This window comes from Streptomyces sp. NPDC039480, assembly GCF_055597165.1.
The window spans coordinates 115,644-141,228 of record NZ_JBVITX010000013.1; the positions used below are offsets into that span (position 1 = coordinate 115,644).

Consider the following 25,585-nt stretch of genomic DNA (forward strand, 5'->3'; position numbering starts at 1 on the left):
CGCCACCCGTCACCGGGTTGCCGGTCGGGCCTGGAAAGCTGGGGTCACCTGAGGCGGATCATGTTCCAGGACAGCGGCTCCAGCGTGGCGGTCAGCGTGCCGTCCCGGAGCTCCGTGCCCGTGACCTCGTGCGGGGCGACCCGCTCCGGCTCGGCCAGGGTGTTGCGGGCCTCCGGGTCGGCGTCCGCGAGGGCGCTGTGTTCGACGACGGACGTCACGTCGAGGCCGCTCAGGGCCACTTCGAGGGGCAGCGGCTCGGACTGGTGGCGGTTGACGGCGAAGACGGTGACGGTGCCGTCGTCGGCGCGTACCGCCGTGGCGTGCAGCAGCGGCACCTCGCCGAACTTCGCCGTGTCGTACGTCGGTGAGTCCACCCGCACGTCGAGGACCCGTCCGCGTCCGTGCCGCGACGCCTGGGCGAAGGGGAAGAACGTGGTCTGCCGCCACGCGGGGCCGCCCGGCTCCGTCAGGATCGGCGCGATCACGTTGACGAGCTGGGCGAGGCAGGCGACGGCCACCCGGTCCGCGTGCCGGAGCAGCGCGATGAGCAGGGAGCCGAAGACGACGGCGTCCGTGACGGAGTAGTTGTCCTCCAGGAGGCGGGGGGCCTCGGGCCAGTCCGGCGTCCCGTCGAGGCGGGCGGCCGCCGCCTCCTCCTGGCTCCTGGTCAGGTACCAGACGTTCCATTCGTCGAAGGAGAGGTTGATCCTCTTCTTCGACTTGAGGCGCGCTCCCACGTGGTCGCAGGTCGCGACGACGTTCTCGATGAAGGACTCCATGTCGACGGCGGAGGCGAGGAACGAGTCGCGGTCGCCGTCGGTCTCTTCGTAGTAGGCGTGCAGGGATATGTGGTCGACGAGTTCGTACGTCTCGGCGAGGACGGTGGCCTCCCACGCGCCGAACGTGTCCATGGCCTGGCTGGACGATCCGCAGGCGACGAGTTCCAGGGAGGGGTCGATCTGCCGCATGGCGCGGGCGGTCTCGGCGGCGAGCCGCCCGTACTCCTCGGCGGTCTTGTGGCCGGTCTGCCAGGGGCCGTCCATCTCGTTGCCGAGGCACCAGAGCCGGATGCCGAAGGGGTCCTTGTCGCCGTGCGCGGCACGCAGGTCCGACAGGGCGGTCCCGGCGGGGTGGTTGGCGTACTCCTGCAGCTCCAGCGCCTCGGCCACTCCCCTGGTGCCGAGGTTGACCGCCATCATCGGCTCGGCCTGCGGGCCGATCTTCTTGAGGAAGGCGATGTACTCGGAGAGGCCGAAGCGGTTGGACTCCGTGGAGCGCCAGGCCAGGTCGAGGCGGCGGGGCCGGTCCTCGACCGGGCCGACGGAGTCCTCCCACTTGTAGCCGGAGACGAAGTTGCCGCCGGGGTAGCGGACGGTGGTGACCCCGAGTTCGCGGATCAGGTCGAGGACGTCCCCGCGCAGGCCCGTCTCGTCCGCCGTGGGGTGGCCGGGCTCGTGGATGCCGGTGTAGACGCACCGGCCGAGGTGTTCGACGAAGGAGCCGAAGAGGCGCGGGTCGACGTCGCCGACGGCGAAGTCCGGGTGCAGGGTGAAGCGGGCGGAACGGGTCATGACTCCCTCGACCTGATCTGGGATTGCGGCTGTCGAGCGGCCGTCCGTGCGGACGGCTCCGGGTTACTCGGTCCTGATCCGCAGGAACGTCACCGAGTTCGCGGGGAAGGTGTACGAGAACCTGTCGTCCACCCCGTCGAAGGTGGACGTCCTGGGTGCGACGGGCCGGGCGTCCTTGGTGTTCTCGGCGGCCGGGTCCGCGGTCAGGGTGGTCACCCGCGCCTTCGGGGCGACCTTCACGCCGTCGCCGAGGTCGACCTGCGTGCGGGCCGGTGTGCCCTGGGCGTTGACGACCTTGACGATCAGCTCACCGGTGGCCTTGTCTCGGGTGACGACCTGGCGGAAGGGCTCGGCGGGCTTGTCGTCGGTGAAGGCACCCCACTTCTTTCCGTCGAGGTAGAGCGTCACCTGGCGGCCGCGGACCTCGACGCGCAGGTCGTAGCTGCGGCCGGTCTCGACGGTCGTGGTGTCCTGGATCATCGTCTGCTTGCCGCCGTCGGTGGTCTTCTCCACGGCCGACTGGGTGTTGTTCCAGCCGCCGACGTTCCACCAGTAGTGGTTGCCGGTGTCCTTGACGCCGAAGGCGACCATGAAGCCTTCCTTGCCCGCCTTCTTGGTGGCCTTCACGTTCAGGTTGTAGTTCTGCCAGCTCTTGTCGCCGGCCGTGACCAGGGTGTTCTCGGCGGCCTCGTCGGACTGGACGTACGCGCCGTCCCGGACGGCCCAACTGCCCTTCTCCGAAGCCTTCTTCCACTGGCTGTCACCAGCCGAGAAGTCGTCGGCCAGCAGGGTCCTGCCGTCGGCAGACGTGACCTTCACATCGTCGTACGCGGCGCTCGTCGCCCAGGTGGACAGGCCGACGGCACCGGTGATCGGGCCCGAGGTGGCCGGGGTGCCGGAGGCGGTGGAAGGTACGACCTCGTCGCCGACGTTGCGCATGAAGAGCTTCTGCGTCTCGTAGTTGGCCGAGCCCCACGACTGGTCGTTGTCGAACCAGATCATGTTCGGCTTCCACTGCACGTAGTCCTCATTGGCGAGCAGCGGCGCGTACGAGGCGAGCTTCACGATGTCGGCGTTGCGCTCCAGGCCGGTCATGAACGCGGCTTCGGCGAGGGCGTTGGAGAACTTGTTGCCCTGGGAGGCGTATTCACCGAGGAAGACCTTCGGGCCCTGGCGGTCGTAGGAGTCGTAGCGGTCGTTGTTCTCCAGGAACCACTGGGGGCTGTTGTAGTAGTGCTCGTCGACCATGTCGACGTCCGCTTCGCGGTTGAGCTTCCAAGCGGTGTCGAATATCGCGCCGCTGTCGTCGGGCCCGGAGTTGGAGACGACGGTGATGTCCGGGTACTCGGCCTCGATGGCCGCGCGGAACTGCTTGAAGCGGGCGAAGTACTCGTGGGGCAGGTTCTCCTCGTTGCCGACCGCCAGATGCGTGAGGTGGAAGGGCTTCGGGTGGCCCATCCGGGCGCGCTTCTTGCCCCACTCGCTCGTCACGGGTCCGTTGGCGAACTCGATGAGGTCCAGGGTGTCCTGGATGTGCCGCTTCAGGAGCGCGTCGTCGTCGGTGGCCTTGTTCTGGCCGCAGCCGGTGACCAGGGCGGGCACGACGGGCAGCGGCATGGCGCCGGTGTCCTCGGCGAACTGGAAGTACTCGTAGTAGCCGAGGCCGTAACTCTGGTTGTAGCCCCAGAAGTTGCTGTTGGTGGCACGCTGCTCGACCGGGCCGATGGTGTCCTTCCACTGGTAGGAGCGCTTGCGCTGCCAGCCCGACTTCTCGTCGTACGCCTCGTGGCTCCCGGTGTTGACCAGGCAGCCGCCGGGGAAACGCAGGAAACCGGGGTGCAGGTCGGCGATCTTCTCGGCGAGGTCCTTGCGCAGGCCGTTCTCGCGGCCCTTGTAGGTGTCGCGCGGGAAGAGGGAGATCTCGTCGAGGGCGACGGGAGCGCCCGCGGTGACGGTGAGCCGTCCGGTCGCCGAGGTGCGGGTGGCGGTGAAGGACACCTTGTACTTGGCCCAGCCGCCGCGTGCGGTGACGCGGCGGGCGGCGGCCAGTTCACCGGCGGCGTCCCGGATGCCGATGGTCAGCGGCGCGCGTGCCGTCCCGTCGGTGCGGGCCCAGACCGAGAAGTCGTACCGCTTGCCCTTGGCGACCGCGATGCCGGTGTTGTAGCCGGAGTTCGTGACGGCCGAACCGGCGTCCAGCGACAGGTAGTTGCGGTTGCGGGTGTTCAGGCGGCCGTCGTCGTTGCGGACGCGGGCGGCGCCCGACGCGTCCCACGAAGTGAGCGGCGTATAGGCCTTGTTGTCGTCGGTGGTGTACTCGAAGGACCTGTTCTGCACGAGCTCCGCGTAGAGCCCGCCGTCGGCCGCACGGTTGATGTCCTCGTAGAAGACGCCGTACATCGAGTCGTCGATCTTCGCTCCGGTGCGGGACGTGTCGACGTCGAGCGTGTAGTCGGCCGGCTCGTCCGGTGCGGCGGGACCGGCCGCCGCGCCGGGGCTCGCGGCGAGCGTCCCCGCGAGCAGGGACCCCAACGCCCCGACGGTGAGCCCGAGTTTCCATTTCCTGCGCGCCATGTCCACCTCTGCCGTTCTCGATACTCGCGTTCGACATCCAGCGTTCGATATTTCGGACGCTGATCAGGATTACGAACGGCAACTTAGGCAGCGGAGCTTCAGCACGTCAACGCATCGCGCAGAACACCCCGCATTTCACGGGGACTTCGTCCGAACCGTTGACGCGCACGATGTTCGACCTTACGGTCCGTTCGAAGTTGCGATCACTATTCGATATATCGAACAAGCGCAAGCGAGAAGCACAAGAGAGAAGAGAGGCGTCATGTCACCCTCCCTCCCGAGCCGCCGCGGTGTGCTCGGCGGGCTCGGAGCACTCGCCGTCGCGGGCAGCTTCGGGCTGGCCGCCGCGAACCGGAGCGCCTCCGCGCTGACCTCCGGCGCGGACGCGCGGCTGCGCTACTGGAACCTGTTCAGCGGCGGCGACGGCGTGAACATGATCGCGATGCTGGACGCCTTCCGGCGGGCGAACCCGGGCGTCGACGTGCTGGACTCGACGCTGCTCTGGGGCAATCCGTACTACACGAAACTCGCCATGGCCGCCTCCGGGAACCGCGCCCCCGAGCTCGGTGTGCTGCACCTGGGACGGCTCACCGGCTTCGCCCCGGAGCGGCTGCTCGACCCCTTCGACGTGGAGCTCCTCGCCCGCTACGGCGTACGCCAGGAGGACTTCAACCCCGCCCTGTGGAAACGGTCCGTCGTCGACGGAAAGCTCTACGCCGTCCCCCTCGACATCCACCCGCAACTCACCTTCTACCGCAAGGACGTCTGCGAGAAGGCCGGACTCCTCGGGGACGACGGGAACCTCGTCCCTTTCACGTCCGTCGACGAGTGGTTCGACGGGCTCAAGGCCGCCAAGAAGGCGGTGCGGCCGGGCGTGCAGACCCTCGGCCTGCACGCCTCCAACCAGAACCACCCCTGGTGGTTCTTCATGTCGTTCTACGCGCAGGCCGGCGGCACCTATTACGACCCGGGCCTCACCGACGTCACGTTCGACGAGGACAAGGCCGAGGAGGTCCTGGAGTTCCTGCGCCGCCACATCGTCGACGGGTACGCCACCACGGGCGCCCCCGACGCCGAGCACTTCATCAACGGCGGCGCCTTCGTCTGGGAGGGCGGCTGGTCCGTGCCGGTCTACTCGGGGGCGAAGGTGACGTACGGGGCCACCCCGATGCCGGCGCTCTTCGGCCGGCCCGCCACCCAGGCCGAGTCGCACTGCTTCGTGCTGCCCCGCCAGGCCGACCGGGGCGGGCCCGCCAACGAGGCCGCGCACCGCCTGGCCGCGTACATCGTGCGGCATGGCGCGGACTGGGCGCGCGGCGGCCACATCCCCGCCCACCTGCCGACCCTGAAGACCGCCGCGTACCGGAAGCTGCACCCCCAGTCCGAGTACGTCTCGGTGATGGACCAGCTGGCCCTCGAACCGGAGGCCTGGTTCGCGGGCTCCACCGGCACGCTCGCGCAACGCGTCGGCCCGGTCGTCGTCTCCGCCAACCTCGGCTCGGCCAAGCCCGCCGCGGCGGCCCGCCGGATGCGCGGCGTCCTGGAGAAGCTCCTGGAGATGAAGAACCCCATGGAAGGCAGAACCGCGGCCGAAGGGGGATCGGCATGACCACGGCCAGCGCCGAGGCCACCGCCCCGGCCACCACCGAGCCACCGGCCGTCCGCCCTACCGCCGAACGCCGTGGGCGGGCCCGCGCCGGCGGCGGCTTCCAGCACGGCGGCTGGTTCGTGGCGCCGTTCCTGCTGCTCTTCCTGCTCTTCGTGATCGTGCCCGTGCTGCGCGGCGTGTGGCTGAGCTTCACCGACGCCAACATCTCCGGCGACGGCGCCCGCTTCGTGGGCCTCGACAACTACTCCGAGGCGCTCCAGGACCCCCTGGTGTGGGACTCGCTGGGCCACAGCGCGTACTTCACGCTGCTCGTGGTGCCCTGCATCGTGCTCGTCGCCCTGCTGCTCGCGCTGCTCGCGCACCACCTCGAGCACGCCAAGTGGCTGTGGCGGCTCTGCTTCTTCGCGCCCTTCCTGCTGCCCTCGACCGTCGTCGGCAACATGTGGCGCTGGATGTTCAACCCGGACACCGGTCTCCTCGACCACGTCTTCGGCATGGAGTCGGCCTGGCTCACCGAGAAGGACACGGCGATGACGGCCGTCGTCGTCGCCACCCTCTGGTGGACCGTCGGCTTCAGCTTCCTGCTCTACCTCGCCGCGCTGCAGAACATCCCGCGGCATCTGTACGAGGCCGCCGCGCTGGACGGCGCGAACGCCTGGCACAAGACCGTGCACATCACCCTGCCCATGCTGCGCTCCATCACGGGCCTGGTCGTGGCCCTCCAGATCCTCGCCTCGCTCCAGGTCTTCGACCAGGTCGTCGTGATGTACGAGTTCGGCCCCGGACCGGAGGAATCGACCCGGACCATGGTCCAGTACACCCTCGAACAGGGCTTCACCAGCTACCGCGTGGGCTATGCCTCCGCGATCTCGATCCTGTTCTTCCTGCTGATCGCGGTCATCGCGCTGGGCCGCATGTGGCTGCTGCGCAAGCGTGAGGAGGGCGTCCAGTGAGCACCGCCACGAAAACCGTCACAAGTGCGCGCCGCGGGTGGCGGCCGAGCCAGGTCGTCCTGACCGCCCTCGGCCTGCTGGTCTCCGCGGTGATGACCGCGCCGCTCTTCTGGACCCTGTTCACCTCGTTCAAGTCGGAGGCGGAGGCCGTCGCCGTACCGGTGAGGTGGCTGCCCGAGGAGTGGACCGCGCAGGCCTGGCGGAGCATCTTCGAGACCGGCAACATCACGAACTGGTTCGTGAACTCGGTCGTCGTCTCGGTCTGCGTCACCTTCGTCGTCGTGCTGACCGGCGCCCTCGCGGGCTACGGCTTCGCGCGCACGGAGTTCCGCGGCAAGGGCGCGCTGATGGGTCTCGTCATGGCGGGCCTGATGATCTCCCCCGCGGTCCTCGGCGTCCCGCTGTTCACCACGGTCCAGTCCCTGGGGATGGTCGACACCTATTGGGGCATGATCCTGCCGCAGTGCGCGCCGGCCGCGATGGTCTACATCCTCTACAAGTTCTTCCAGGGCATCCCGAAGGAGCTGGAGGAGGCGGCGTTCTGCGACGGCGCGGGACGGTGGCGGATCTTCTTCACCATCGTCCTCCCGCTGGCCCGCCCCTCGCTCTCCGCGGTCGGCATCTTCACCTTCATCGGCTCCTGGAACAACTTCCTGTGGCCGTACATGGTGACCAACAACCCCGAGCTGATGACCATGCCGAACGGCATCGCGACCGTCATGAACTCCTACGGCATCCAGTGGGCACAGCTGATGGCGGGAGGTCTGATGGCCGGCCTGCCGCTGATCGTCGTGTTCGTCTTCTTCCAGCGGCAGATCGTGGCGGGGGTGGCGCACACCGGCCTCGCCGGGCAGTGACAGGGAGCACGCACGCGGAAGAGCGCCTCCCTTCGCGGGGAGGCGCTCACCCGGTACTTACTGGTACTTACTGGTAGCTGATGTCCGCGGCCGTGAACTTGCAGTACGTGCCGTCGGGACCCGAGCCGGTCTTGGTCGGCTCCGCACCGGTGTTGTTGCCGGTGAACCGGTCGCACGTGGCGATCTTCTTGTTGCCGTCGCCGTGGATGCGGACGTTGCGCAGCGCGGCCGTGTCGCCGTAGTTGGTGTTGATGCCGACGATGGACTTGCCGGGCGCGGTGACGTCCACGTCGTTGATGATGATCGACCGCTTGTACTGCTTGGAGCAGTTGCCGCAGGAGCGCACCAGCTTGCCGAAGTCGGAGACCTGGAACTTGGTCACGACGAGTTTGCCGGCGCCGTTGAACTGGAGGACCTTGTCGTCGGCCTTCCGCGCGCCACCGCCGTGGACGGTGTACGTCGAGCTCGGCGAGGTCCCCTTGAAGGTGGCCGCGTCCTCGCCGACGTCCTCCCACCACACGTTCTGCAGGGTGCAGCTTCCCTGGCAGTGGATGCCGTCCGCGGCGGGCGAGCCGATGATGACGTTCTTGAGGACCGCGCCGTCCTTCAGCTTGAAGATCGGGTCCTGGCCCTCGTTCTGGCCGTCGCCGCCCAGGTCACCGGTGCCGTAGTAGCGCTTCAGGCCGCCGTCGCGGGTGCCGGAGACCTCGATGGTCTGGGCCGTCGGGGCCTGGCCCCTGGCCTCCGGCCAGGCCGCGGCCGTGGTGGCCGCGCCCGCGGGCGACAGCATGATGTTCGTCGCGACGCCGGCACCCGTGAGGGCGAGTGCGGCGGCCGCCGCGCCGATGGCCCGGCGCTTGGTCAGGCGCCGCTTGCGGCCCTTGCGCAGTTCAGCTCGTGCTGTCATGTGTCCCATTCCTCGTGCGTGGGGGGAGAGCTTCTTCGCTGCGTGGTCTCCGCCGAGCGGGAATGGGTTGCCGCCGTGCCGGAAATTTCTGTGGACTCAGTAGAAGTCGCCCCGCCAGAGGGTCCGTTCGTCCGATGTGCCCGCATGGACCGTATATGTGTCGCCGCCCGCGTCCCGCTTGCCCGCCGGGTGGTTGAACTGCCCGGCGAAGACGTGTTCACCGACGGGCACGGTCTTGCCCGGCCTGAGCGTCCAGCGGTAGACGAGGAAACCGTCCCGCTCCACGGCCGAGACGGCGAAGTCGTCCTCGGGCAGGGAGCGCCAGTTGCCGGTGTCGGCGACCTCGCCGCTGCCGGCGACGCGCACCTCGACGGTGAGCGCGGTCAGCGGCTTCTTCGCCTTGACGGTGATGTCGCTCTGCGACCAGTACGTGCTGGAGCCGGGGTCGATCGAGCCGTCGGCCCACAGGAGGCGGTCCGCGGGCACGTCCTTCGGCGCGTCCGGCGCCTGCGTTCCCTTCGGTGACTTCGGTGACTTCGGCGGCTTCGGCTCCTTGGGCGACTTGGGGGGCGTCGGCGGTGTGCCGCTGGGGCGGCGCGTGGGTGCGTCGGGGGTGCGGTCCCGGTCCGGGTCCGGTGTCGCCGTCGGCGGCATGGGCGTGGTGCTCGTCGCCACGGACTGCGGGGCCGGTTCCTCGTCGCGCAGTGCGGCGGCCACGCCGTATCCGACGACCGCGCAGACGCCCGCCACGGCGGCGGTCGCGCTCACCACGCGCAGCCAGGACGCACCCACCGCCCGGCGGGTGGCCTTGGAGCGGCGCTCCGGCCGCTGCCCCTCGGCCATGCCGCGCTCGATGCGGGCCCGCATCCGCTCCCGGTCGGGCCGGTGCGCCTGCGCCGCGCCGCGCAGCCTCCGGCGCACGCCCTCGTCGTCGTGTCCGTCGTCCCTCATGGGTTTCCCCCCGTGTCCGCCGCGACCGTGCGCACCCGTGCGAGGGCGGGGTGCGGGCCGAGGCGTCGTTGCAGCTCAGCCATTCCCTTCGACGTCTGGCTCTTCACCGTACCCACCGAGACCCCGAGGGCCAGTGCGGTGTCCTTCTCCGAGAGGTCGAAGGCGTGCCGCAGGACCACGCAGGCCCGCTTGCGGAAGGGCAGCGCGCGCAGCGCGTCCCGCACGTCGACGACCGCCGGTATGTCGGGGTCCGCGACGTCCTCGTCGCGGCCCGACCAGAAGAGCGTGATGCGGCGCCGCTCGCGCACGGCGCTGCGGATGCGGCTGCGCGCCATGTTCGCGACGACGCCCCTGGCGTACGCGGCCGGGTGGTCCGCGGCCCGCACCCGGTCCCAGCGGTGCCAGAGGGCGAGGAGCGCGTCGGCCGCCAGGTCGTCCGCGCCGTCGGCCTCGCCGGTCAGCAGGTGGGCGAGGCGCGCGAGTTCGGCGTAGTGCCGCTCGAAGAAGGCGTGGAACTCGGCGGCCGCGTCGTCCGCGGCCGGCGTCATGGGTGGCCTCTCTTCCGCCTGCGCCGCGCGGTCTTCCGTCGTCGCGGTGGGAGCGGGCACTCTAGCGGGTCTCTCCGTGCGTGCGGGCATCGGGCAGGACCACCTCCCCCACTCCCTCGGCGGTCGCGCGCCCGTCGGCCGTCCGCACCCGGAAGGGCCGTCGGGTGCCGGAGGCGAGGACGCGGACCCCGGTGCCGTGCCGTGTCGCGCGGAAGACCGCCGCGGGCCGCCCTTCGTGGTCGGGGACGGTGAGCTCGCTCCGGGGCGCCGCTCCGGGGGCGACCAGCAGGGTCAGGCCGTCGAGCCAGTCGCCGTCGGGCCGCTGCTCGTCGGCGCCGAGCGGCAGCAGGGCGCCGGGCCGCACGTACAGCGGCAGGCTGTCGAATCCGTGGGTCTCGCGCCGCCAGCCTGGGCCCTGCACGGTCTCGCCGGTCAGGAGGTGTGTCCAGGTGCCTTCGGGGACGTAGAACTCGACGTCGCCCGCCGCGCTGAAGACGGGGGCGACCAGCAGGTCGGGGCCGAGCATGTACTGCCGGTCGAGCGTGCGGCAGGCCGGGTCGTCGGGGAACTCGAGGAGCATCGGGCGCATCACGGGCACGCCGTCGTGGTGGGCCTCGGCGGCCGCGCCGTACAGATAGGGCATCAGACGGTGCTTGAGGCGGGTGAACTTGCGTGCCACGTCGACGGCTTCCTCGCCGAACGCCCACGGCACCCGGTAGGAGACGTTGCCGTGCAGGCGGCTGTGCGAGGAGAGCAGGCCGAAGGCGAGCCAGCGTTTGAAGACCGCCGGGTCCGGGGTGCCCTCGAAGCCGCCGATGTCGTGGCTCCAGAACCCGAAGCCGCTCAGCGAGAGGGACAGGCCGCCGCGCAGCGACTCGGCCATGGCGCCGAGCGACGCGAAGCAGTCGCCGCCCCAGTGCACGGGGAACTGCTGGCCGCCGGCGGTCGCGGAGCGCGCGAAGAGGACCGCTTCGCCCGTGCCGCGCTCCTTCTCCAGGAGCTCGAAGACGGTGCTGTTGTAGAGCTGCGTGTAGTAGTTGTGCATGCGGTGCGGGTCGGAGCCGTCGTGCCAGACGACGTCCGTGGGGACGCGTTCGCCGAAGTCGGTCTTGAAGCAGTCGACGCCCTGGTCGAGCAGGGTGCGCAGCTTGGCCGCGTACCACGCGCGGGCGCCGGGGTGGGTGAAGTCGACGAGCGCCATGCCGGGCTGCCACAGGTCCCACTGCCAGATGTCGCCGTTCGGGCGCCGCACGAGGAAGCCCTCGGCCGCGGCCTCGGCGAACAGCGGGGACTTCTGGGCGATGTACGGGTTGATCCAGACGCTGACCTTCAGTCCGCGCTCACGGAGTCTGCGCAGCATGCCCTCGGGGTCGGGGAAGACGTCCGGGTCCCACTGGAAGTCGGTCCACTGGTGTTCGCGCATCCAGAAGCAGTCGAAGTGGAAGACGCTGAGCGGGATGTCGCGCTCCGCCATGCCGTCGACGAATCCGGTGACGGTCTCCTCGTCGTACGGCGTGCAGAAGGAGGTGGTCAGCCAGAGGCCGAAGGACCAGGCGGGCGGCAGGGCGGGCCGGCCGGTGAGCGCGGTGTAGCGGCGCAGGACGTCCTTGGGGGTGGGGCCCGCGACGACGTAGTACTCCAGCGACTGGTCCTCGACGCTGAACTGGAGCTGGCCGACGGACTCGGAGCCGATCTCGTACGAGACCTTGCCGGGGTGGTTGACGAAGACGCCGTAGCCGCGTGAGGAGAGGTGGAAGGGGATGTTCTTGTAGGCCTGCTCGCTGCTGGTGCCGCCGTCGGCTTGCCAGATGTCGACGCTCTGGCCGTTCTTGACGTACGGCGTGAAGCGCTCACCCAACCCGTAGATGAACTCACCCACCCCCAGAGTCAGTTGGGCGATCATGTGGTGGGTGCCGTCGGGGGCGGTGGCGAAGGCGGTGCCGCGCCGCTCGACAGCGGTCAGGGGCTGCCCTTCGCCGTCCAGGAACTCCAGGCCCCAGGGTGCCGCGCTGTCCAGGCGGAGGGTGAGGGGGCCGCTGGTGAGTTCGGTGACGGTGCCGCCCCGGCGGATGCGGGGCAGCTCCTCCGAGGCCGCCGCCCCCCCGCTGGCGAAGAGGGTGAAGTCAGGGCCGTGGTGCGCCTTCCCCGCGTGGTGGGTCGTCCGGACGCCGATCACCCCTTCGGCGGGCGAGAAGCATTCGACCGTGATCAGCGGCGAGTTGAGCGTGTCGCCCCGCTCGCGCACCGGTTTGACGGCGGCGTACGCCGTGAACCCGCCGTCGCTCTCCCGCACTTCGCGCACGTCGGTCGCGTACGAAGCGTGCACTCCGTCCCGCATCAGCCAGAATCCGTCGGTGAACCTCATGCCGTGCCCTCGCCCTCGTCGCCGGCCGTGAAGGTGATCCGCGCGAGCCTGACGGCCCCGCGCAGGCGGACGCGCAGGTCACGCACCCCTGAGGCGGCGAAGACCGCCCCGTGGAGGACGTAGTCGTACCTGCCGCCCGTCGGCGGGACCGTCACGGTGGTCGCGGTGCTGCCCGCGATGAGGTCGACGGCGCCTTCGCCCGCGGCCTCGACCGAGACGCCGCGCACGCCGGGCCCGAAGTCGCAGGCGCAGAAGAGCAGTTCACCGGTGTCGTCGTGCAGGGCGCGCACCGCGTCACCCGATGCCCTCGTGCGGTCGACGATCTCGGTGCCGGTCTGCGTGTCGTAGCCGGTCGCCGCCAGGCCGTCCCTCCGCGTCGGCCTGGCGGCGACCGGGGCGCCGCCGAGAACGACGGGCGCGGTGAGCCGGACGTCCTGGCTGGAGGCCCCGGCGAGCAGGTCGTACGTGCCGGGTGCCAGCGCCCAGCGGTCGTGCCGCACGTCCCAGAACTCCAGGCTCGTCACCGGCAGTTCGAACTCCAACCGGGACGACGCCCCGGCAGCGAGGTGCACGCGGCGGTGGGCGACCAGTTGCCTCTCCGGCAGGGTGAGGCCCGCCGCGGCGTTCCGGGGCGGGCGTACGTAGAGCTGCGCCACCTCGTCCGCGGCGAAGGACCCGGTGTTGGTGACGGTGAACGCGGCCCGCAGCACATCGCCCTCGCGTGCGGCCGTGAGGCCCTCGTACACGAAAGAGGAGTAGCCGAGCCCGTGCCCGAAGGGGTACAGCGGGCGGCGGTCCGCCGCATGCGGGTCCGCGTACAGGTACGTCTGGCGCGAGCCGACGATGTCGTAGTCGAGCAGGTCCGGCAGGTCGGCGTCGGCGGCGTACCAGGTCTGCGGGAGGCGTCCGGCCGGGGAGACGTCGCCGGCGAGGACGCGGGCGAGCGCGGTGCCCGCGGCCTGTCCGCCGTGCGCGGTCCACAGCAGCGCGGGCAGTTCCGCGTGCGCGTCGGCGACCGCGTACGGATAGGAGGAGGTGAGCACCAGCGCGGTGCGCGGGTTGGCGGCGCGGGCCGCGCGCCACAGCCGCTCCTGGTGGGGCGGCAGGGCGAGGGTGGTGCGGTCCTGGGTCTCGCGGCCGTTGATGTGCGGGTCGTTGCCCGCGACGACGACCACGACGTCCGCGTCGGCGGCGGCCCGGGCCACGGCGTCCTCGCCGCGCTCGAAGACCTCGACGGTGAAAAGTTCCTCCTCCGCGGCAACCTTCACGGCACCGGCGGCGACAGAGACGTATCCACCCGTCCCCGCATGCTTGATGAGGCAGCCCTCCCCGTGCTCGACAAGACCGAACGTCTCCTGCACGACCCAGCCGCCCGGCCGGTCCGCCGAGGCGCGCACGAAGCCGTCGTCGGCGACCGAGAGGTAGCGCCCGTCCGCCGCCCGCAGGGTCCACGCCCCCTCGCCCCAGTCGACGAGGGCGAACTCGGTGGCGTCGGCCGGATCCCCGCAGACGGTCAGCGGCGGCAGGTCGGTGCGGCCCGCGAGCAGTGCGGGGTCGAGGGCGCCCGCGGCGTCCGGCGCCCGGTCGGCCGGGCCCGCAGGGGCGGGCACCCGCAGCCACCCCGCCGCGCACTTCAGGCGTACGCGGTCCGCGCCCTCGGCGAAGACGACACGGTCGGCGCCGAAGCGGTCGCGGAGGCCGTCGAGTGGGGTGCTGCGGCGGATGAGGGTGCCGCTGTACCAGTCGGTCTTGCACTCGTCGGCGAGCAGTCCGACGACCGCGATGCGGGTGCCTTCGGCGAGCGGGAGCAGGGCGTCGTCGTTCTTGAGCAGGACGACGGCCTGTTCGGCGGCCTCCAGAGCGAGTTCGCGGTGGGCGGGCGTGTCGATGTCGTCGGGGGAAGCGGCCGCGTACGGGCCGCCGTCCGGGTCGAACTCGCCGAGCCGCAGCCGCACGGACAGCTGCCTGCGCACCGCGGCGTCGATCTCGGCAGCCGTCAACAAGCCGCTGCGCAGGGCTCGTTGGAGGCGGCCGACGATGACCGTCGAGTCGGTGCCGTGGTCGGTGAAGCTGTCCACGCCCGCGACGAGCGCGGCGGCGACGGCCTCTTCGTGGGAGTCGAAGTACTCCTCGGAGTCGACCAGGTTGCTGGGCGCGCCCGCGTCGGAGCAGACGAGCAGGTCCTCGTCGGTCCAGCGGCGCAACTGCTCGCGCAGGTACGGCGATACGTGGTTGGGGCGGCCGTTGACCAGGTTGTAGGCGGGCATCACACCGGCGACCGCGCCCGCCTCGACGGCGGTACGGAAGGCGCGCAGGTCGTACTCGTGCAGGACGCGCGGGCGCACGGAGGAGTTCGACGTGTCCCGGTGCGTCTCGTTGTTGTGGGCGAGCCAGTGCTTGAGGACGGGGGCGGTGCGCCAGCGCGTGGGGTGGTCGCCGCGCAGGCCGCGCGTGTAGGCGACGGCAAGTGCGGAGGTGAGGTGGGGGTCCTCGGCGTACCCCTCCTCGTTCCTGCCCCACAGCGGGTGGCGCAGGAGGTTGACGGTGGGCGCCCAGAGGTTGAGGCCGACGCGGTCGTCCCGTGCGCGCATGGCCCGCGCTTCGGTGCCGACGGCCTCGCCGACGCGCTTCAGCAGGTCGTCGTGCCAGGTCGCGCCGAGCCCGACGGCCTGCGGGAAGACGGTCGCGGGGCCCATCCAGGCGACGCCGTGCAGGCCTTCCTGCCCGGTGCGGAACGCGGCGATGCCGAGCCGCTCGACCGCGGACGCGAACTGGTGCAGGAGCGCGACGCGTTCGTCGGTGGTCAGCCGCGCGAGGAGGTCGTCCACCCGCTTGTCCGGCGGCAGGCCGGGGTCGCGGAACGGCGGCGGGTTGTCGGTCACGTCAGGGTCCTCCGGGCGGGCGACGGGCTCCTTCGAAGCGCTTCGATGCTCTGCGTTCGATGGCGTCCATGTCAAGGGAAGGATCGGGGCGGGCCGCTAGAAGAACCCAGTGGCCTTGTGGCGACTGGGGACACCAACTCAATGGCGCAGCAGACGAATTCGGTACCGAAGCCTTGTCCCGCCCCTCCCCTTCACCTACTCTCGCTCCGAAATCGAAGCGCTTCGACATGGGTTTCGAGTGCGCCCCACGAAGGGTTGACGCAATGACGCCGAACTCCCCCTCCCGCAGGGGCTTCCTCGCCTCCTCCGGGCTCGCCGCGCTCGCCCTGGCGGGCGGCGCCCCGCTGCTCACGGCGTGCGGCGGCAGCGGTTCGAAGAACGAGGGCACCACGACGGGGAAGAAGCTCAAGGACCTGCTGCCCGCGTACGTCGCGTCGGACGTCGCCGCGCCGGACATCCCGGCCGAGAACGGCTCGGCCGCGGGTTTCACCAAGGCCCTGCCCGCGGCCGAGCTGAAGGTGTCCGTGCCGGAGCGGCTCGGCAAGGGCGGCCGGTTCACCGTCATGGCCCCCATCTGGGGCAACGTCCCCAAGCAGGGCAACCCGTACTGGACGGCGATGGACAGGGCCGCGGGCGTCCGGGTCACGTGGCAGAACCAGCAGGGCGACACGTACGGCCAGAAGCTGGGCGCGGTCCTCGCCTCCAGCCGTGTGCCGGACGCCGTGGTCGTGCCCGGCTGGGAGCTGACCGGCAAGATACCGAGCGCCATCGCCAACAAGTTCGCCGACCTCGGCCCCTACCTGAGCGGCGACAAGGTCGAGCGGTACCCGAACCTCGCGGCGATCCCGACCGGTGCCTGGCGGCGCTCGGTCTTCGGCGGCAAGCTCCGCGGCCTGCCGATGCCCGCGGCGACCACCCCGAACATCGCGCCCTTCCACCGCACCGACCTCTTCGCGAAGGAGGGCATCGAACCGCCCACAAGCGCCCAGGAGTTCCACGACCTGTGCAAGCAGCTCAACGCCCCGCGGAGCGGGGTCTGGGCGTGCGGCGACATGACATGGGCGGCCTGGCACATCTTCGGCGTACTGCCCGAGAAGCCGTACTACTGGAAGCTCGTCGGCGGCAAGCTGGTCAACCGCTACGAGACCGACGAGTACCTGGAAGCCCTGGAGTGGTCGCGCAAGCTCTACTCGGCGGGCTTCGTGCACCCCGACGCGAAGGCCGAGACCGGCAACGTCGGCGACCTGTGCGCCGCGGGCAAGGTCTGGATGTACTGCCAGGACCTGTCCGACTGGTACGGCAAGGCCGCCGTGCAGCGCGTCGACAACAAGAAGTTCCGGATGGAGGCGTTCGACTACTTCGCCCCCGACGGCGGAGCGCCCACCCTCTATCAGCGCCCGCCGGCCGACATCTGGACGTTCATCAGCGAGAAGGCCGACGAGAAAACCGTCCGCGACATCCTCGCCCTCGCCAACTTCACCGCCGCGCCCTACGGCTCCAAGGAGCAGCGGCTGCGCATGTACGGCGTCGAGGGCGTCCACCACACGTTCGACGACGGTGTCCTCACCAAGAACGGCAAGGGCAACAACGAGGTCTTCTCGACGTACGAGTATCTGGCGTCGCCCGCTCCCTTCGTCGCCTATCCCGACCTGCCGGACGTCACCGAGGGCATGGTCGGCTGGCAACAGCGCCAGGGCGCGCACGCGAAGAAGCCGCTCTTCCACGGCATGATGATCATCGAGCCGACCCGGTACACCGAGCTGAACGCCGAGTTCGAGGACCTGGAGAAGGACATCGTGCGCGGCCGCAGGAAGGTCTCCGACATGCAGCGGGCGGCGTCGGACTGGAAGTCGGGCGGCGGCGACAAGCTGCGCGACTGGTACAAGAAGCTGCTCGACGAGTCCGGCGGATCGGCGTCCTGACATGGCGCACGGTACGACCGACGCACGCGCCGCCGCCCCCTCCCCCGTCCCCGCCTCCGGAGAGGCCGCGCCGCCATCGAAGGCGTCCCAGGACCGGCCCGCCAAGGCGCGCCCGGCGCGTGTCCCGCTCCGGCACCGGCTGCGCCGCGACCGCGTCCTGCTCCTGATGGTGCTGCCCGCGCTGCTGCTGCTCCTCGTCTTCAACTACGTCCCGCTGATCGGCAACGTCGTCGCGTTCCAGGACTACGACCCGTACATCGCGGACAACGCGTTCCAGGCGATGTCGCAGAGTCCGTGGATCGGCTTCGAGCACTTCCGGCACATGGTGGACGACCGGCTGTTCTGGCAGGCGGTCAGGAACACCCTCGCCATCTTCGCGATCCAGCTGACCCTGTTCTTCCCGGTGCCGATCGCGCTCGCGCTGTTCGTCAACAGCTTCGTGCGGCCCCGGGTGCGGGCGGTGGCGCAGGCGATCCTGTATCTGCCGCACTTCTTCTCCTGGGTCCTCGTGATCACGGTCTTCCAGCAGATGTTCGGCGGTGCGGGCCTGGTCGCCCAGGTGCTTCGGGACCACGGGCACGACGGCTTCGACCTGATGACCGACCCGGGCCTGTTCAAGTTCCTGCTGACCTTCGAGATGATCTGGAAGGACGCGGGCTGGGGTGTCATCGTCTTCCTCGCCGCGCTCGCCGCCGTCAGCCCCGACCTGTACGAGGCCGCGGCGATGGACGGCGCGAACCGCTGGCGCCGCATGTGGCACATCCAGCTCCCGGCGCTGCGCCCGGTCGTCGCCCTGCTCCTGGTCCTCCAGGTCGGCAACGCGCTCACGGTCGGCTTCGAGCAGATCCTCCTGCAGCGCGCGGCGGTCGGCGCCGCGGCCTCCGAGGTCCTCGACACGTATGTGTGGAACACCGGTCTGGACAACGGCAACTTCGGCTACGGCGCCGCGATCGGCATCGTGAAGGGCGTCTTCGGTCTGCTCCTCGTGCTCGGCGCCAACAAGGCCGCCCACCTCATGGGCGAGCAGGGGGTGTACAAGCGGTGAGCTCTCTCGACGTACTGAACTTCGGCGTCAAGCCGGGCAGCAGGACCGGTCTGCGCCCCGTGTGGGAGGAGCCGCCGACCAGGGCCGGGCTCGCCACCAAGGGCGTCACCCTGACACTGGTGTGCCTGGCGGTGCTCTTCCCGGTGTGGGTGGTGGTCGTCACCAGTCTCTCCTCGGTGCGGACGATCACCGAGACGGGCGGCCTCGTGGTGATCCCACGGGGCGTCACGTTCATCCACTACCAGGAGCTGCTCAGCGGCGGGCAGGTGTCGCGGGCCGCGCTGGTCAGCGTGGGCGTCACGGTCGTCGGGACGCTGTTCAGCATGGTCGTGTCGGTCCTCTGCGCATACGGTCTCTCGCGGCCCGGGTCCGTGCTGCACCGCCCGATCCTCCTGGTGATCGTCGCGACGATGTTCTTCGGCGCCGGGCTGATCCCCACGTATCTGGTGGTGCAGGGCCTCGGCCTCACCGACACGTATCTCTCCCTGATCCTGCCGAGCGCCGTGAACGTGTTCAACATCCTCGTGCTGCGCGCGTTCTTCATGGGCACGGCGCAGGAGCTGGTCGAGAGTGCCCGCATCGACGGGGCCGGGGACCTGCGCATCCTGTGGCGGATCGTCATGCCCCTCTCGCGCGCGGTGCTCGCGGTGATCACCCTCTTCTACGCGGTGGGCTACTGGAGCGCGTGGTTCAACGCGTCGATCTACCTCAGTGACCCCGACATGATGCCGTTGCAGAACGTCATGCAGCAGCTGGTGCTCAAGCAGCAGAAGCCGACCGGTCTGAGCCAGGCCATCAACACGGGCCACCTGTCGCCGCTCGCCATCCAGATGGCCGTGATGGTGCTCGCACTGATCCCCGTGGCCGTCCTCTCGCCGTTCGTGCAGCGGCATTTCAAGCAGGGCATGCTCACCGGCGCAGTGAAGGGCTGACCACGATGCCTTCCCTCCAGGACGTCACCCGCGGCCGGATCCTCTTCGGCGGCGACTACAACCCCGAGCAGTGGCCCGAGGAGGTCTGGCACGACGACGTCCGGCTGATGAAAGAGGCCGGCGTCACCACCGTCACCCTCGGCGTCTTCTCCTGGGCGAAGCTCGAACCACGCCCGGGTGCCCGGGAGTTCGGCTGGCTCGACCGGCTGATGGGCCTCATGCACGAGCACGGCATCGGCGTCGTCCTCGCCACGCCGACCTCCGCTCCCCCGCCCTGGCTCGGCCGGCTGCACCCCGAGACGCTGCCGCGCGACGAGGACGGCAACGTCGAGTGGTGGGGTTCACGCCAGCACTTCGCGCACTCCAGCGCCGCCTACCGCCGCTACGCGGCCGCCATCACCGAGGACCTGGCCGCCCGGTACGCGCACCACCCCGCGCTCACCATGTGGCACATCAACAACGAATACTGCACCTACGACTGGGGCGACGAGGCCGCGACCGCGTTCCGCCGCTGGCTCAGGGAGCGGTACGGCAACCTGGCTGCGCTCAACTCCGCCTGGGGGTCGGCGTTCTGGGGGCAGGGCTACGACGCGTGGGAGGAGATCCTGCCGCCCCGCCGCGCCCACTACATGAAGAACCCGACGCAGGTCCTCGACTTCAAGCGCTTCACGTCCGACGCCCTGCTGGAGTGCTACGCCGCCGAACGCGACATCGTCCGCGCGCACACCCCGCACCTGCCGGTGACCACCAATTTCATGCCGCTGTGGCAGGGCCAGGACGGCTGGAAGTGGGCGGCGGAGGAGGACGTGGTGTCCGTGGACCTGTACCCCGACCCGAGGGACCCGCTGGGCGGCCAGTACGGGGCGCTGGTCCAGGACCTGACGCGCTCGCAGGCGGGCGGCGGGCCCTGGATGCTGATGGAGCAGGCCGCGGGGCCCGTCAACTGGCGCGGCGTGAACCACCCCAAGCCCGCCGGGCTCAACCGGCTCTGGACCTGGCAGGCCGTGGCGCGCGGCGCAGACGCCGTCTGCTACTTCCAGTGGCGGCAGTCCCGGCAGGGCGCGGAGAAGTTCCACTCGGGGATGCTGAGCCACGCGGGCGAGGAGGGCCGAACCTTCCGGGAGGTCGGCCGGATCGGCGCCGAACTGCGCGCGCTGGGGCCGGAGGTGGCGGGCACCCGCACGACCGCCGAGGTGGCGATCCTGCACGACTGGGACGCGTGGTGGGCGGGCCGGCAGGACGGCCGCCCCTCCTCCCTGCTCGACCACGCGGAACTCCTCCGCGCCTGGCACCGCGCCCTGTGGGAGGCGAACCTCCCGGCCGACTTCGCCCACCCGGAACACGACCTGTCGGCGTACCGCCTGGTCGTCGTGCCGCACCTCTATCTCCTCACCGACACCGCGATCGACGGCCTCGTCACCTACGTCCGCGAGGGCGGCACGCTCGTCTGCGGCTTCTTCACGGGGGTGGCCGATGCGGACGACCGGGTGCGGCCGGGCGGAATGGACGCGCGGCTGCGCGCCCTGCTCGGCGTCCGCACCCTTCACGAGTGGTGGCCGCTGGACGCGGAAGAGAGCGTGGACTGCGGGGAGTTCACCGGCACTCTCTGGTCCGAGGAGCTGACGGCCGACGACGGGGCCGAGACGGTCGCCGCCCACCGGGGCGGCGAGCTCGAAGGGCTGCCCGCGGTGCTGCGCCGCGGCCGCGCCTGGTACGTGTCCACGCTCCCCGCCCCCGACGCCCTGCGCGGCCTGCTCGTCCGCGCGGCCACCGAAGCCGGCGTACGGCCTCCGCTCCCCGGCCTCCCCCACGGAGTCGAGGCCGTACGCCGCGGTGACCTGCTCTTCCTCCTGCACCACGGCCGCGCCGAGGTGACCGTGACCGTGCCGGGCCGGCACCGCGACCTGCTGACCGGCGAACCGGTCGACGGCACGGTCACGCTCGGCCGGCACGGCGTGGCCGTACTGCGCGAGGACGCACGACCCGCGAGCTCGCCCTGAGCCCGCGGAGCCATCCCCCCACCCCTGGAGAGAACACCATGGGACGACACACCCGCCGCACCACCGTGCTCCGTCTGCTCCTCGCGCCCGCGCTGGCCGCGGGCGTGACCGTCGGACTCACCTCCGCGCCCGCCCAGGCAGCCGTGTGGAGCAGCTGCGAACAGTGGGGCAACACCACGCTCAACGGCTACACCCTCTACAACAACATCTGGGGCTCGGGGGCGGGCAGCCAGTGCGTCTCCGCCGACTCCGGCACCAAGTGGAGCGTGCGCGCCGACCACCCGAACACGAGCGGCATCAAGTCCTACCCCAACTCCAAGAAGGTGATCGGCAAGCCGGTCGACTCGCTGTCGTCGCTGAAGAGCTCGTACAACGTCACGGTGCCGGCGGCGGGCGACTACAACTCCTCGTACGACATCTGGGACACCGACTACGACTACGACTACGAGATAATGCTGTGGGTCAATCACCACGGCAACGTCGGACCGCTCGGCACCCCGCAGGGCACCGTCACGCGCGGCGGCCACACCTGGAACGTCTACAAGGGCAGCAACGGCCACAACGAGGTCTTCTCGTTCCTGCGCACCTCCGACTCGTCGGCCGGCACCGTCGACATCCTCCCGATCCTCAAGTGGATCAAGGACACCAAGGGCTGGATGGGCAACGAGACCATCGGTGACGTGCAGTTCGGCTACGAGATCAGCGGTTCGGCCGGCGGCCTGGACTTCAGGACCAACTCGCTGACCGTCTCGGGCGGCTGACGGTCATGCCCAGGCCACTCATCGCGGCGGCGCTCGCCGCGCTCCTGACCGGCGGTGCGGCCACCGCCTCACCCGCCGCCCCGTCCAGTGTCGAAGTCGATGCGCGTGCCGCGAGCCGCGTGGCCGAGCGGCTCGACCGCGGCCTGGTGGCCGTGCCCGCGAGCGGCGGCGTCCTGGTCACCTGGCGGCTGAGCGGCGACGACCCGGCGGACCTCTCCTTCAGGCTCTACCGGGGAGGCACCCTGATCGAGGAGACGACGAAGACGAACTACCTGGACAGCGGCGGCAGCACCTCGTCCACGTACGAGATCCGAGCCGTCGTCGGCGGTACCGAGCGGCCCGGCGAGAAGGCGTCGGTGTGGGCCGCGAGCCGCCGCGACATCCCGCTCGACAAGCCGCCGGGCGGCACCACCCGCGACGGCGTGGCCTACACCTACTCCGCCAACGACGCGTCGGCCGCCGACCTGGACGGCGACGGGCAGTACGAACTGGTCCTCAAGTGGGCGCCGTCGAACGCCACCGACTCCGCCAACTCCGGTACGTGCACGGGCCCGACGGTCTACGACGCGTACGAGCTGACCGGCAGGCGGCTGTGGCGCGTGAACCTCGGCACGAACGTGCGCAGCGGTTCGCACTACGACTCCTTCCAGGTGTACGACTACGACGGCGACGGCAGGGCCGAGATGGCCGTGCGGACCTCCGACGGCTCGAAGGACTCCGCGGGCACGGTCATCGGCGACGCGGGCGCCTCGCACCTGGCCGACAACTGCGGCGTGCTGTCCGGCCCCGAGTTCCTTTCCGTCTTCGACGGGCGGACCGGCAGGGTGCTGGACTCCGTGCCCTTCGAGCCGGCCCGCGGCAAGGTCTCCGACTGGGGCGACACCTGGGGCAACCGGGAGGGCAGACTGCTCTCCGCGACCGCGCACGTCAGCGGATCCCGGCCCAGCATGATCTTCAGCCGGGGCATCTACGAACGCGTCGCGCTCGCCGCGTACGACTGGAACGGCACCGAGCTGACCCGCCGCTGGAAGTTCGACAGCAACAGCTCCACCAACCTCGGCAAGGGCTACGACAAGCAGGGCAACCACAACCTCGCGGTCGCCGACGTGGACGACGACGGAAAGGACGAGATCGTCTACGGCGCGATGGCCGTGGACGACGACGGCAGCGGACTGTGGACCACGAAGCTCGGCCACGGCGACGCCCTGCACGTCGGTGACCTCGATCCGGCCCGCCCCGGCCTGGAATCCTTCAACGTGCACGAGCACAAGGACGCGGCATACGGCTACGAGATGCACGACGCGCGGACCGGCCGCATCCTGTGGGGCGCAAGGACCGGCACTGACGTCGGCCGTGGCCTCTGCGCCGACCTGACGCGCGCGCACGCGGGCGCGGAGTGCTGGTCGAGCGGCGGCGGCCTGTACGCCGCCAGCGGCACGAAGCTCAGCGACACCGTGCCGTCCTTCGGCGGCGGAGCCTCGTACAACGCGGCGATCTGGTGGGACGGCGACGCCCACCGCGAACTCCTAGACCACCGCTGGTCGGGCTCGGCAGGCACCGGCTACGGCCAGATCCTCAAATACGACGGCGACACGGAACTGACCCGGATCTGGTCGGACACCGAGACCCGCTCCAACAACTGGACCAAGGGCAACCCGGTCCTGTCCGCCGACCTGCTCGGCGACTGGCGCGAGGAAATGCTCTGGCGCACCGCAGACTCGACGACACTACGTCTGTACACCACCCCCCACCCCACGACCCACCGCCTCCCGACCCTGATGCACGACCCGGTCTACCGCCTGGGCATCACCTGGCAGAACACCGGCTACAACCAGCCACCCCAGGTGAGCTACTACCTCGGCACGAAGTGATCCCCTCTCGGGGAACTGGCACGATGAGCCTCCATGGAAGATCAGGAAACCGTCCGAGCCCACGCTCTGCGTGTGGTCACAGAGCTCTTTCCGCATGCCCTCGGCTCCGTGCTCGGAGGCTCCGCCGCCCAAGGACGCGCCACACCGTCCAGCGATCTGGATGTGGCCGTCCTCCTCCCCGACCCGGAGACCAGCCGCCGGGAGGTGATCCGTTACGAGGGCCGCATCGTCGAGTTGTTCCTGAACACCCTCGCGGACGTGCCGGAATTCTTCGCATGGGACCGCGCCCGGCGCCGTGGAACCGTCCTCTTCGTCTATGCCCAGGGTCTGCCTCTGACCGATCCGCACGGGCATGTCGCCGGTGCGCGGCGGCTGGCCCGGGACGTCCTCGCCTCCGGGCCTCCTCCGCTCACCACCGCCGAGTGGGAACACGGTCGCTATGTGCTGACCTGCTTCCTGGACGACCTGGTCGACACTCCGTCGGGCGACCGGTACGAACAGCTCTCCCTCGCCGATCAGGTGCTGCGTAAAGCGGCGGACCTGGTCACCGCCCACCACGGTGCCTGGACCGGTATCGGCAAATGGGTCCCCCGCCGGTTGCTGAGCGCGGACCCAGTGCTGGGCAAAGCCCTGTTGGACGGCCATCAGGCCGTGGCCGAGCGCGCCGACCCCCTGCCGTTGGCCACCGCGGTGAGGCAGGCGCTCGACCTGTTCGGGGGGCCGTTGATGGAGGGGTATTCCCACCCGTGGCGTGCGCCGGGTCGATGACGACCTCGGCGGAGAAAGGTCAACCCGAGTTCGACAGGGCCTGTTGAGGGAGCGGGCCCGTGCTGGATCGTGGGGTGAGGGTGGGGGGTAGGAGTTCTACGTCGTCCGTGCCGCGGGCCTCCAGTTTGGCGATGGTTCGGTCCACCGCTCTGCGGCCCATCTCCTGGGCGGGGATGGAGACGGAGGTGAGTCGCACGGAGGCCCCGACCGCGACCTGGTCGGGGCAGATCGCCACCACCGAGACGTCCTCGGGGACCGCGCGGCCCTGCTGGCGCAGCAGGGCGAGGAGGGGTTCGACGGCCGACTCGTTCTGGACGACGAAGCCCGTGGTGCCGGGGCGCTCGTCGAAGATACGGGAGAGCGTCGTCGCCATCGCGTCGTAGCCGCCGTCGCTGGGGCGGTGCAGGAGCCGCACGTCCAGCTCGCGGGCGCGGGCGCGGAGCCCGTCGAGGGTGCGCTCGGCGAAGCCGGTGTGCCGTTCGTACACGGCGGGCGCCTCGCCGATGACGGCGATGTCGCGGTGGCCGAGCCCCGCCAGGTGCTCGACGCAGAGCGCGCCCGTCGCCGCGAAGTCGAGGTCCACACAGGTCAGCCCGTCGGGGTCGGCGGGCAGGCCGATGAGGACGGCGGGCCGGTCGCTGGCGCGCAGCAACGGCAGCCGCTCGTCGTCGAGTTCGACGTCCATGAGGATCATCGCGTCGGCGATGCCGCTGCCGGTGACGCGGCGCACGGCGGCCGGGCCCTCCGCACCGGTGAGGAGCAGGACGTCGTACCCGTAGGTCCGCGCCGTCGTGGTGACCGCGAGGGCGATCTCCATCATCACCGGCACGTACATGTCGGTGCGCAGCGGCATCATCAGCGCGATGACGTTCGACTTGGCGCTGGCCAGGGCACGCGCGCCCGCGTTCGGGTGGTAGCCGAGCTGCTCGATGCTGCGCTCCACACGCTCGCGGGTGCCCCGGGAGATCGACCGCTTGCCGCTGAGCACATAGCTGACCGTGCTGGCCGAGACCCCGGCGTGCTTGGCTACCTCGGCTAGGGTGACCATGGAGCGCTCCTCCCACTGAGC

General features: G+C 70.5%; 18 protein-coding genes. 10 read left to right on the plus strand and 8 right to left on the minus strand.

The annotated features are described in order from the left end of the window. Nucleotides 1-44 precede the first annotated feature (44 nt). Together arfA and ACZ56E_RS33645 are read right to left on the minus strand one after the other, a co-directional pair. The gene (gene arfA, locus ACZ56E_RS33640; protein ID WP_471220049.1) at nt 45-1,571 is read right to left on the minus strand and encodes an arabinosylfuranosidase ArfA; all 1,527 of its coding nucleotides are present in this window, start codon (nt 1,569-1,571) and stop codon (nt 45-47) included. Nucleotides 1,572-1,634: 63 nt separating this feature from the next. After that, nucleotides 1,635-4,145, minus strand: a complete 2,511-nt coding sequence (locus ACZ56E_RS33645; RefSeq protein ID WP_471220053.1) for an alpha-L-arabinofuranosidase C-terminal domain-containing protein — start codon at nt 4,143-4,145, stop codon at nt 1,635-1,637. 262 nt (nt 4,146-4,407) lie between these two features. On the opposite strand from ACZ56E_RS33645, the gene ACZ56E_RS33650 reads away from it, so the two are divergent. Genes ACZ56E_RS33650 through ACZ56E_RS33660 form a run of 3 tightly spaced genes read left to right on the plus strand, consistent with a single transcriptional unit; the run spans nt 4,408 to nt 7,564 of the window. Next, complete coding sequence (locus tag ACZ56E_RS33650; RefSeq protein WP_471220055.1) at nt 4,408-5,754, plus strand: extracellular solute-binding protein; 1,347 nt, start codon at nt 4,408-4,410, stop codon at nt 5,752-5,754. Next, nucleotides 5,751-6,707 (plus strand): carbohydrate ABC transporter permease, encoded by a 957-nt coding sequence (locus ACZ56E_RS33655; protein ID WP_471220057.1) that lies wholly within the window; start codon nt 5,751-5,753, stop codon nt 6,705-6,707. The genes ACZ56E_RS33650 and ACZ56E_RS33655 overlap by 4 nt, the downstream gene beginning before the upstream one ends. Further along, nucleotides 6,704-7,564, plus strand: coding sequence for a carbohydrate ABC transporter permease (locus ACZ56E_RS33660; RefSeq protein WP_471220058.1), 861 nt, complete (start codon nt 6,704-6,706; stop codon nt 7,562-7,564). The genes ACZ56E_RS33655 and ACZ56E_RS33660 overlap by 4 nt, the downstream gene beginning before the upstream one ends. A 67-nt stretch (nt 7,565-7,631) precedes the next feature. Here ACZ56E_RS33660 and ACZ56E_RS33665 read toward each other — a convergent pair whose 3' ends face one another. The 5 genes from ACZ56E_RS33665 to ACZ56E_RS33685 form a co-directional block, all read right to left on the minus strand. After that, the gene (locus tag ACZ56E_RS33665) at nt 7,632-8,471 is read right to left on the minus strand and encodes a pectate lyase (protein ID WP_471220060.1); all 840 of its coding nucleotides are present in this window, start codon (nt 8,469-8,471) and stop codon (nt 7,632-7,634) included. Nucleotides 8,472-8,567: 96 nt separating this feature from the next. Then, complete coding sequence (locus ACZ56E_RS33670; RefSeq protein ID WP_471220063.1) at nt 8,568-9,422, minus strand: hypothetical protein; 855 nt, start codon at nt 9,420-9,422, stop codon at nt 8,568-8,570. After that, nucleotides 9,419-9,970, minus strand: a complete 552-nt coding sequence (locus ACZ56E_RS33675) for a SigE family RNA polymerase sigma factor (protein WP_468603232.1) — start codon at nt 9,968-9,970, stop codon at nt 9,419-9,421. The genes ACZ56E_RS33670 and ACZ56E_RS33675 overlap by 4 nt, the downstream gene beginning before the upstream one ends. 61 nt (nt 9,971-10,031) lie before the next feature. Next, entirely contained in the window at nt 10,032-12,335 is a 2,304-nt protein-coding gene (yicI, locus tag ACZ56E_RS33680; protein ID WP_471220065.1) for an alpha-xylosidase, read from the minus strand. Then, nucleotides 12,332-15,217: a beta-glucosidase gene (locus ACZ56E_RS33685; RefSeq protein WP_471220068.1), complete on the minus strand. Its 2,886-nt coding sequence runs from the start codon at nt 15,215-15,217 to the stop codon at nt 12,332-12,334. The genes yicI and ACZ56E_RS33685 overlap by 4 nt, the downstream gene beginning before the upstream one ends. A 263-nt stretch (nt 15,218-15,480) precedes the next feature. Between ACZ56E_RS33685 and ACZ56E_RS33690 the strand changes: the two genes are divergently transcribed. The 7 genes from ACZ56E_RS33690 to ACZ56E_RS33720 are packed head-to-tail and all read left to right on the plus strand — an operon-like array spanning nt 15,481 to nt 24,516. Then, nucleotides 15,481-17,139 (plus strand): extracellular solute-binding protein, encoded by a 1,659-nt coding sequence (locus tag ACZ56E_RS33690; RefSeq protein WP_471220070.1) that lies wholly within the window; start codon nt 15,481-15,483, stop codon nt 17,137-17,139. 1 nt (nt 17,140) lies between these two features. After that, the gene (locus ACZ56E_RS33695) at nt 17,141-18,184 is read left to right on the plus strand and encodes an ABC transporter permease (RefSeq protein WP_471220072.1); all 1,044 of its coding nucleotides are present in this window, start codon (nt 17,141-17,143) and stop codon (nt 18,182-18,184) included. Continuing rightward, nucleotides 18,181-19,116 carry a carbohydrate ABC transporter permease gene (locus ACZ56E_RS33700; protein WP_471220074.1) on the plus strand — a complete coding sequence of 312 codons (936 nt, stop codon included), beginning with the start codon at nt 18,181-18,183 and terminating at the stop codon, nt 19,114-19,116. Before ACZ56E_RS33695 ends, ACZ56E_RS33700 begins: the two co-directional genes overlap by 4 nt. A 5-nt stretch (nt 19,117-19,121) precedes the next feature. Further along, a complete protein-coding gene (locus ACZ56E_RS33705) occupies nt 19,122-21,116 on the plus strand; it encodes a beta-galactosidase (protein WP_471220076.1) in 1,995 nt (664 codons plus the stop codon). A gap of 38 nt (nt 21,117-21,154) precedes the next feature. Next, nucleotides 21,155-21,877: a glycoside hydrolase family 12 protein gene (locus tag ACZ56E_RS33710; protein ID WP_471220078.1), complete on the plus strand. Its 723-nt coding sequence runs from the start codon at nt 21,155-21,157 to the stop codon at nt 21,875-21,877. Between the two features lie 5 nt (nt 21,878-21,882). After that, nucleotides 21,883-23,748 carry a rhamnogalacturonan lyase gene (locus ACZ56E_RS33715; RefSeq protein ID WP_471220080.1) on the plus strand — a complete coding sequence of 622 codons (1,866 nt, stop codon included), beginning with the start codon at nt 21,883-21,885 and terminating at the stop codon, nt 23,746-23,748. A 33-nt stretch (nt 23,749-23,781) separates the two neighbouring features. Beyond that, nucleotides 23,782-24,516 carry a nucleotidyltransferase domain-containing protein gene (locus ACZ56E_RS33720; protein WP_471220081.1) on the plus strand — a complete coding sequence of 245 codons (735 nt, stop codon included), beginning with the start codon at nt 23,782-23,784 and terminating at the stop codon, nt 24,514-24,516. A gap of 19 nt (nt 24,517-24,535) precedes the next feature. On the opposite strand, the gene ACZ56E_RS33725 is transcribed toward ACZ56E_RS33720, so the two are convergent. Continuing rightward, nucleotides 24,536-25,564: a LacI family DNA-binding transcriptional regulator gene (locus ACZ56E_RS33725; protein WP_471220083.1), complete on the minus strand. Its 1,029-nt coding sequence runs from the start codon at nt 25,562-25,564 to the stop codon at nt 24,536-24,538. Nucleotides 25,565-25,585 lie beyond the last annotated feature (21 nt).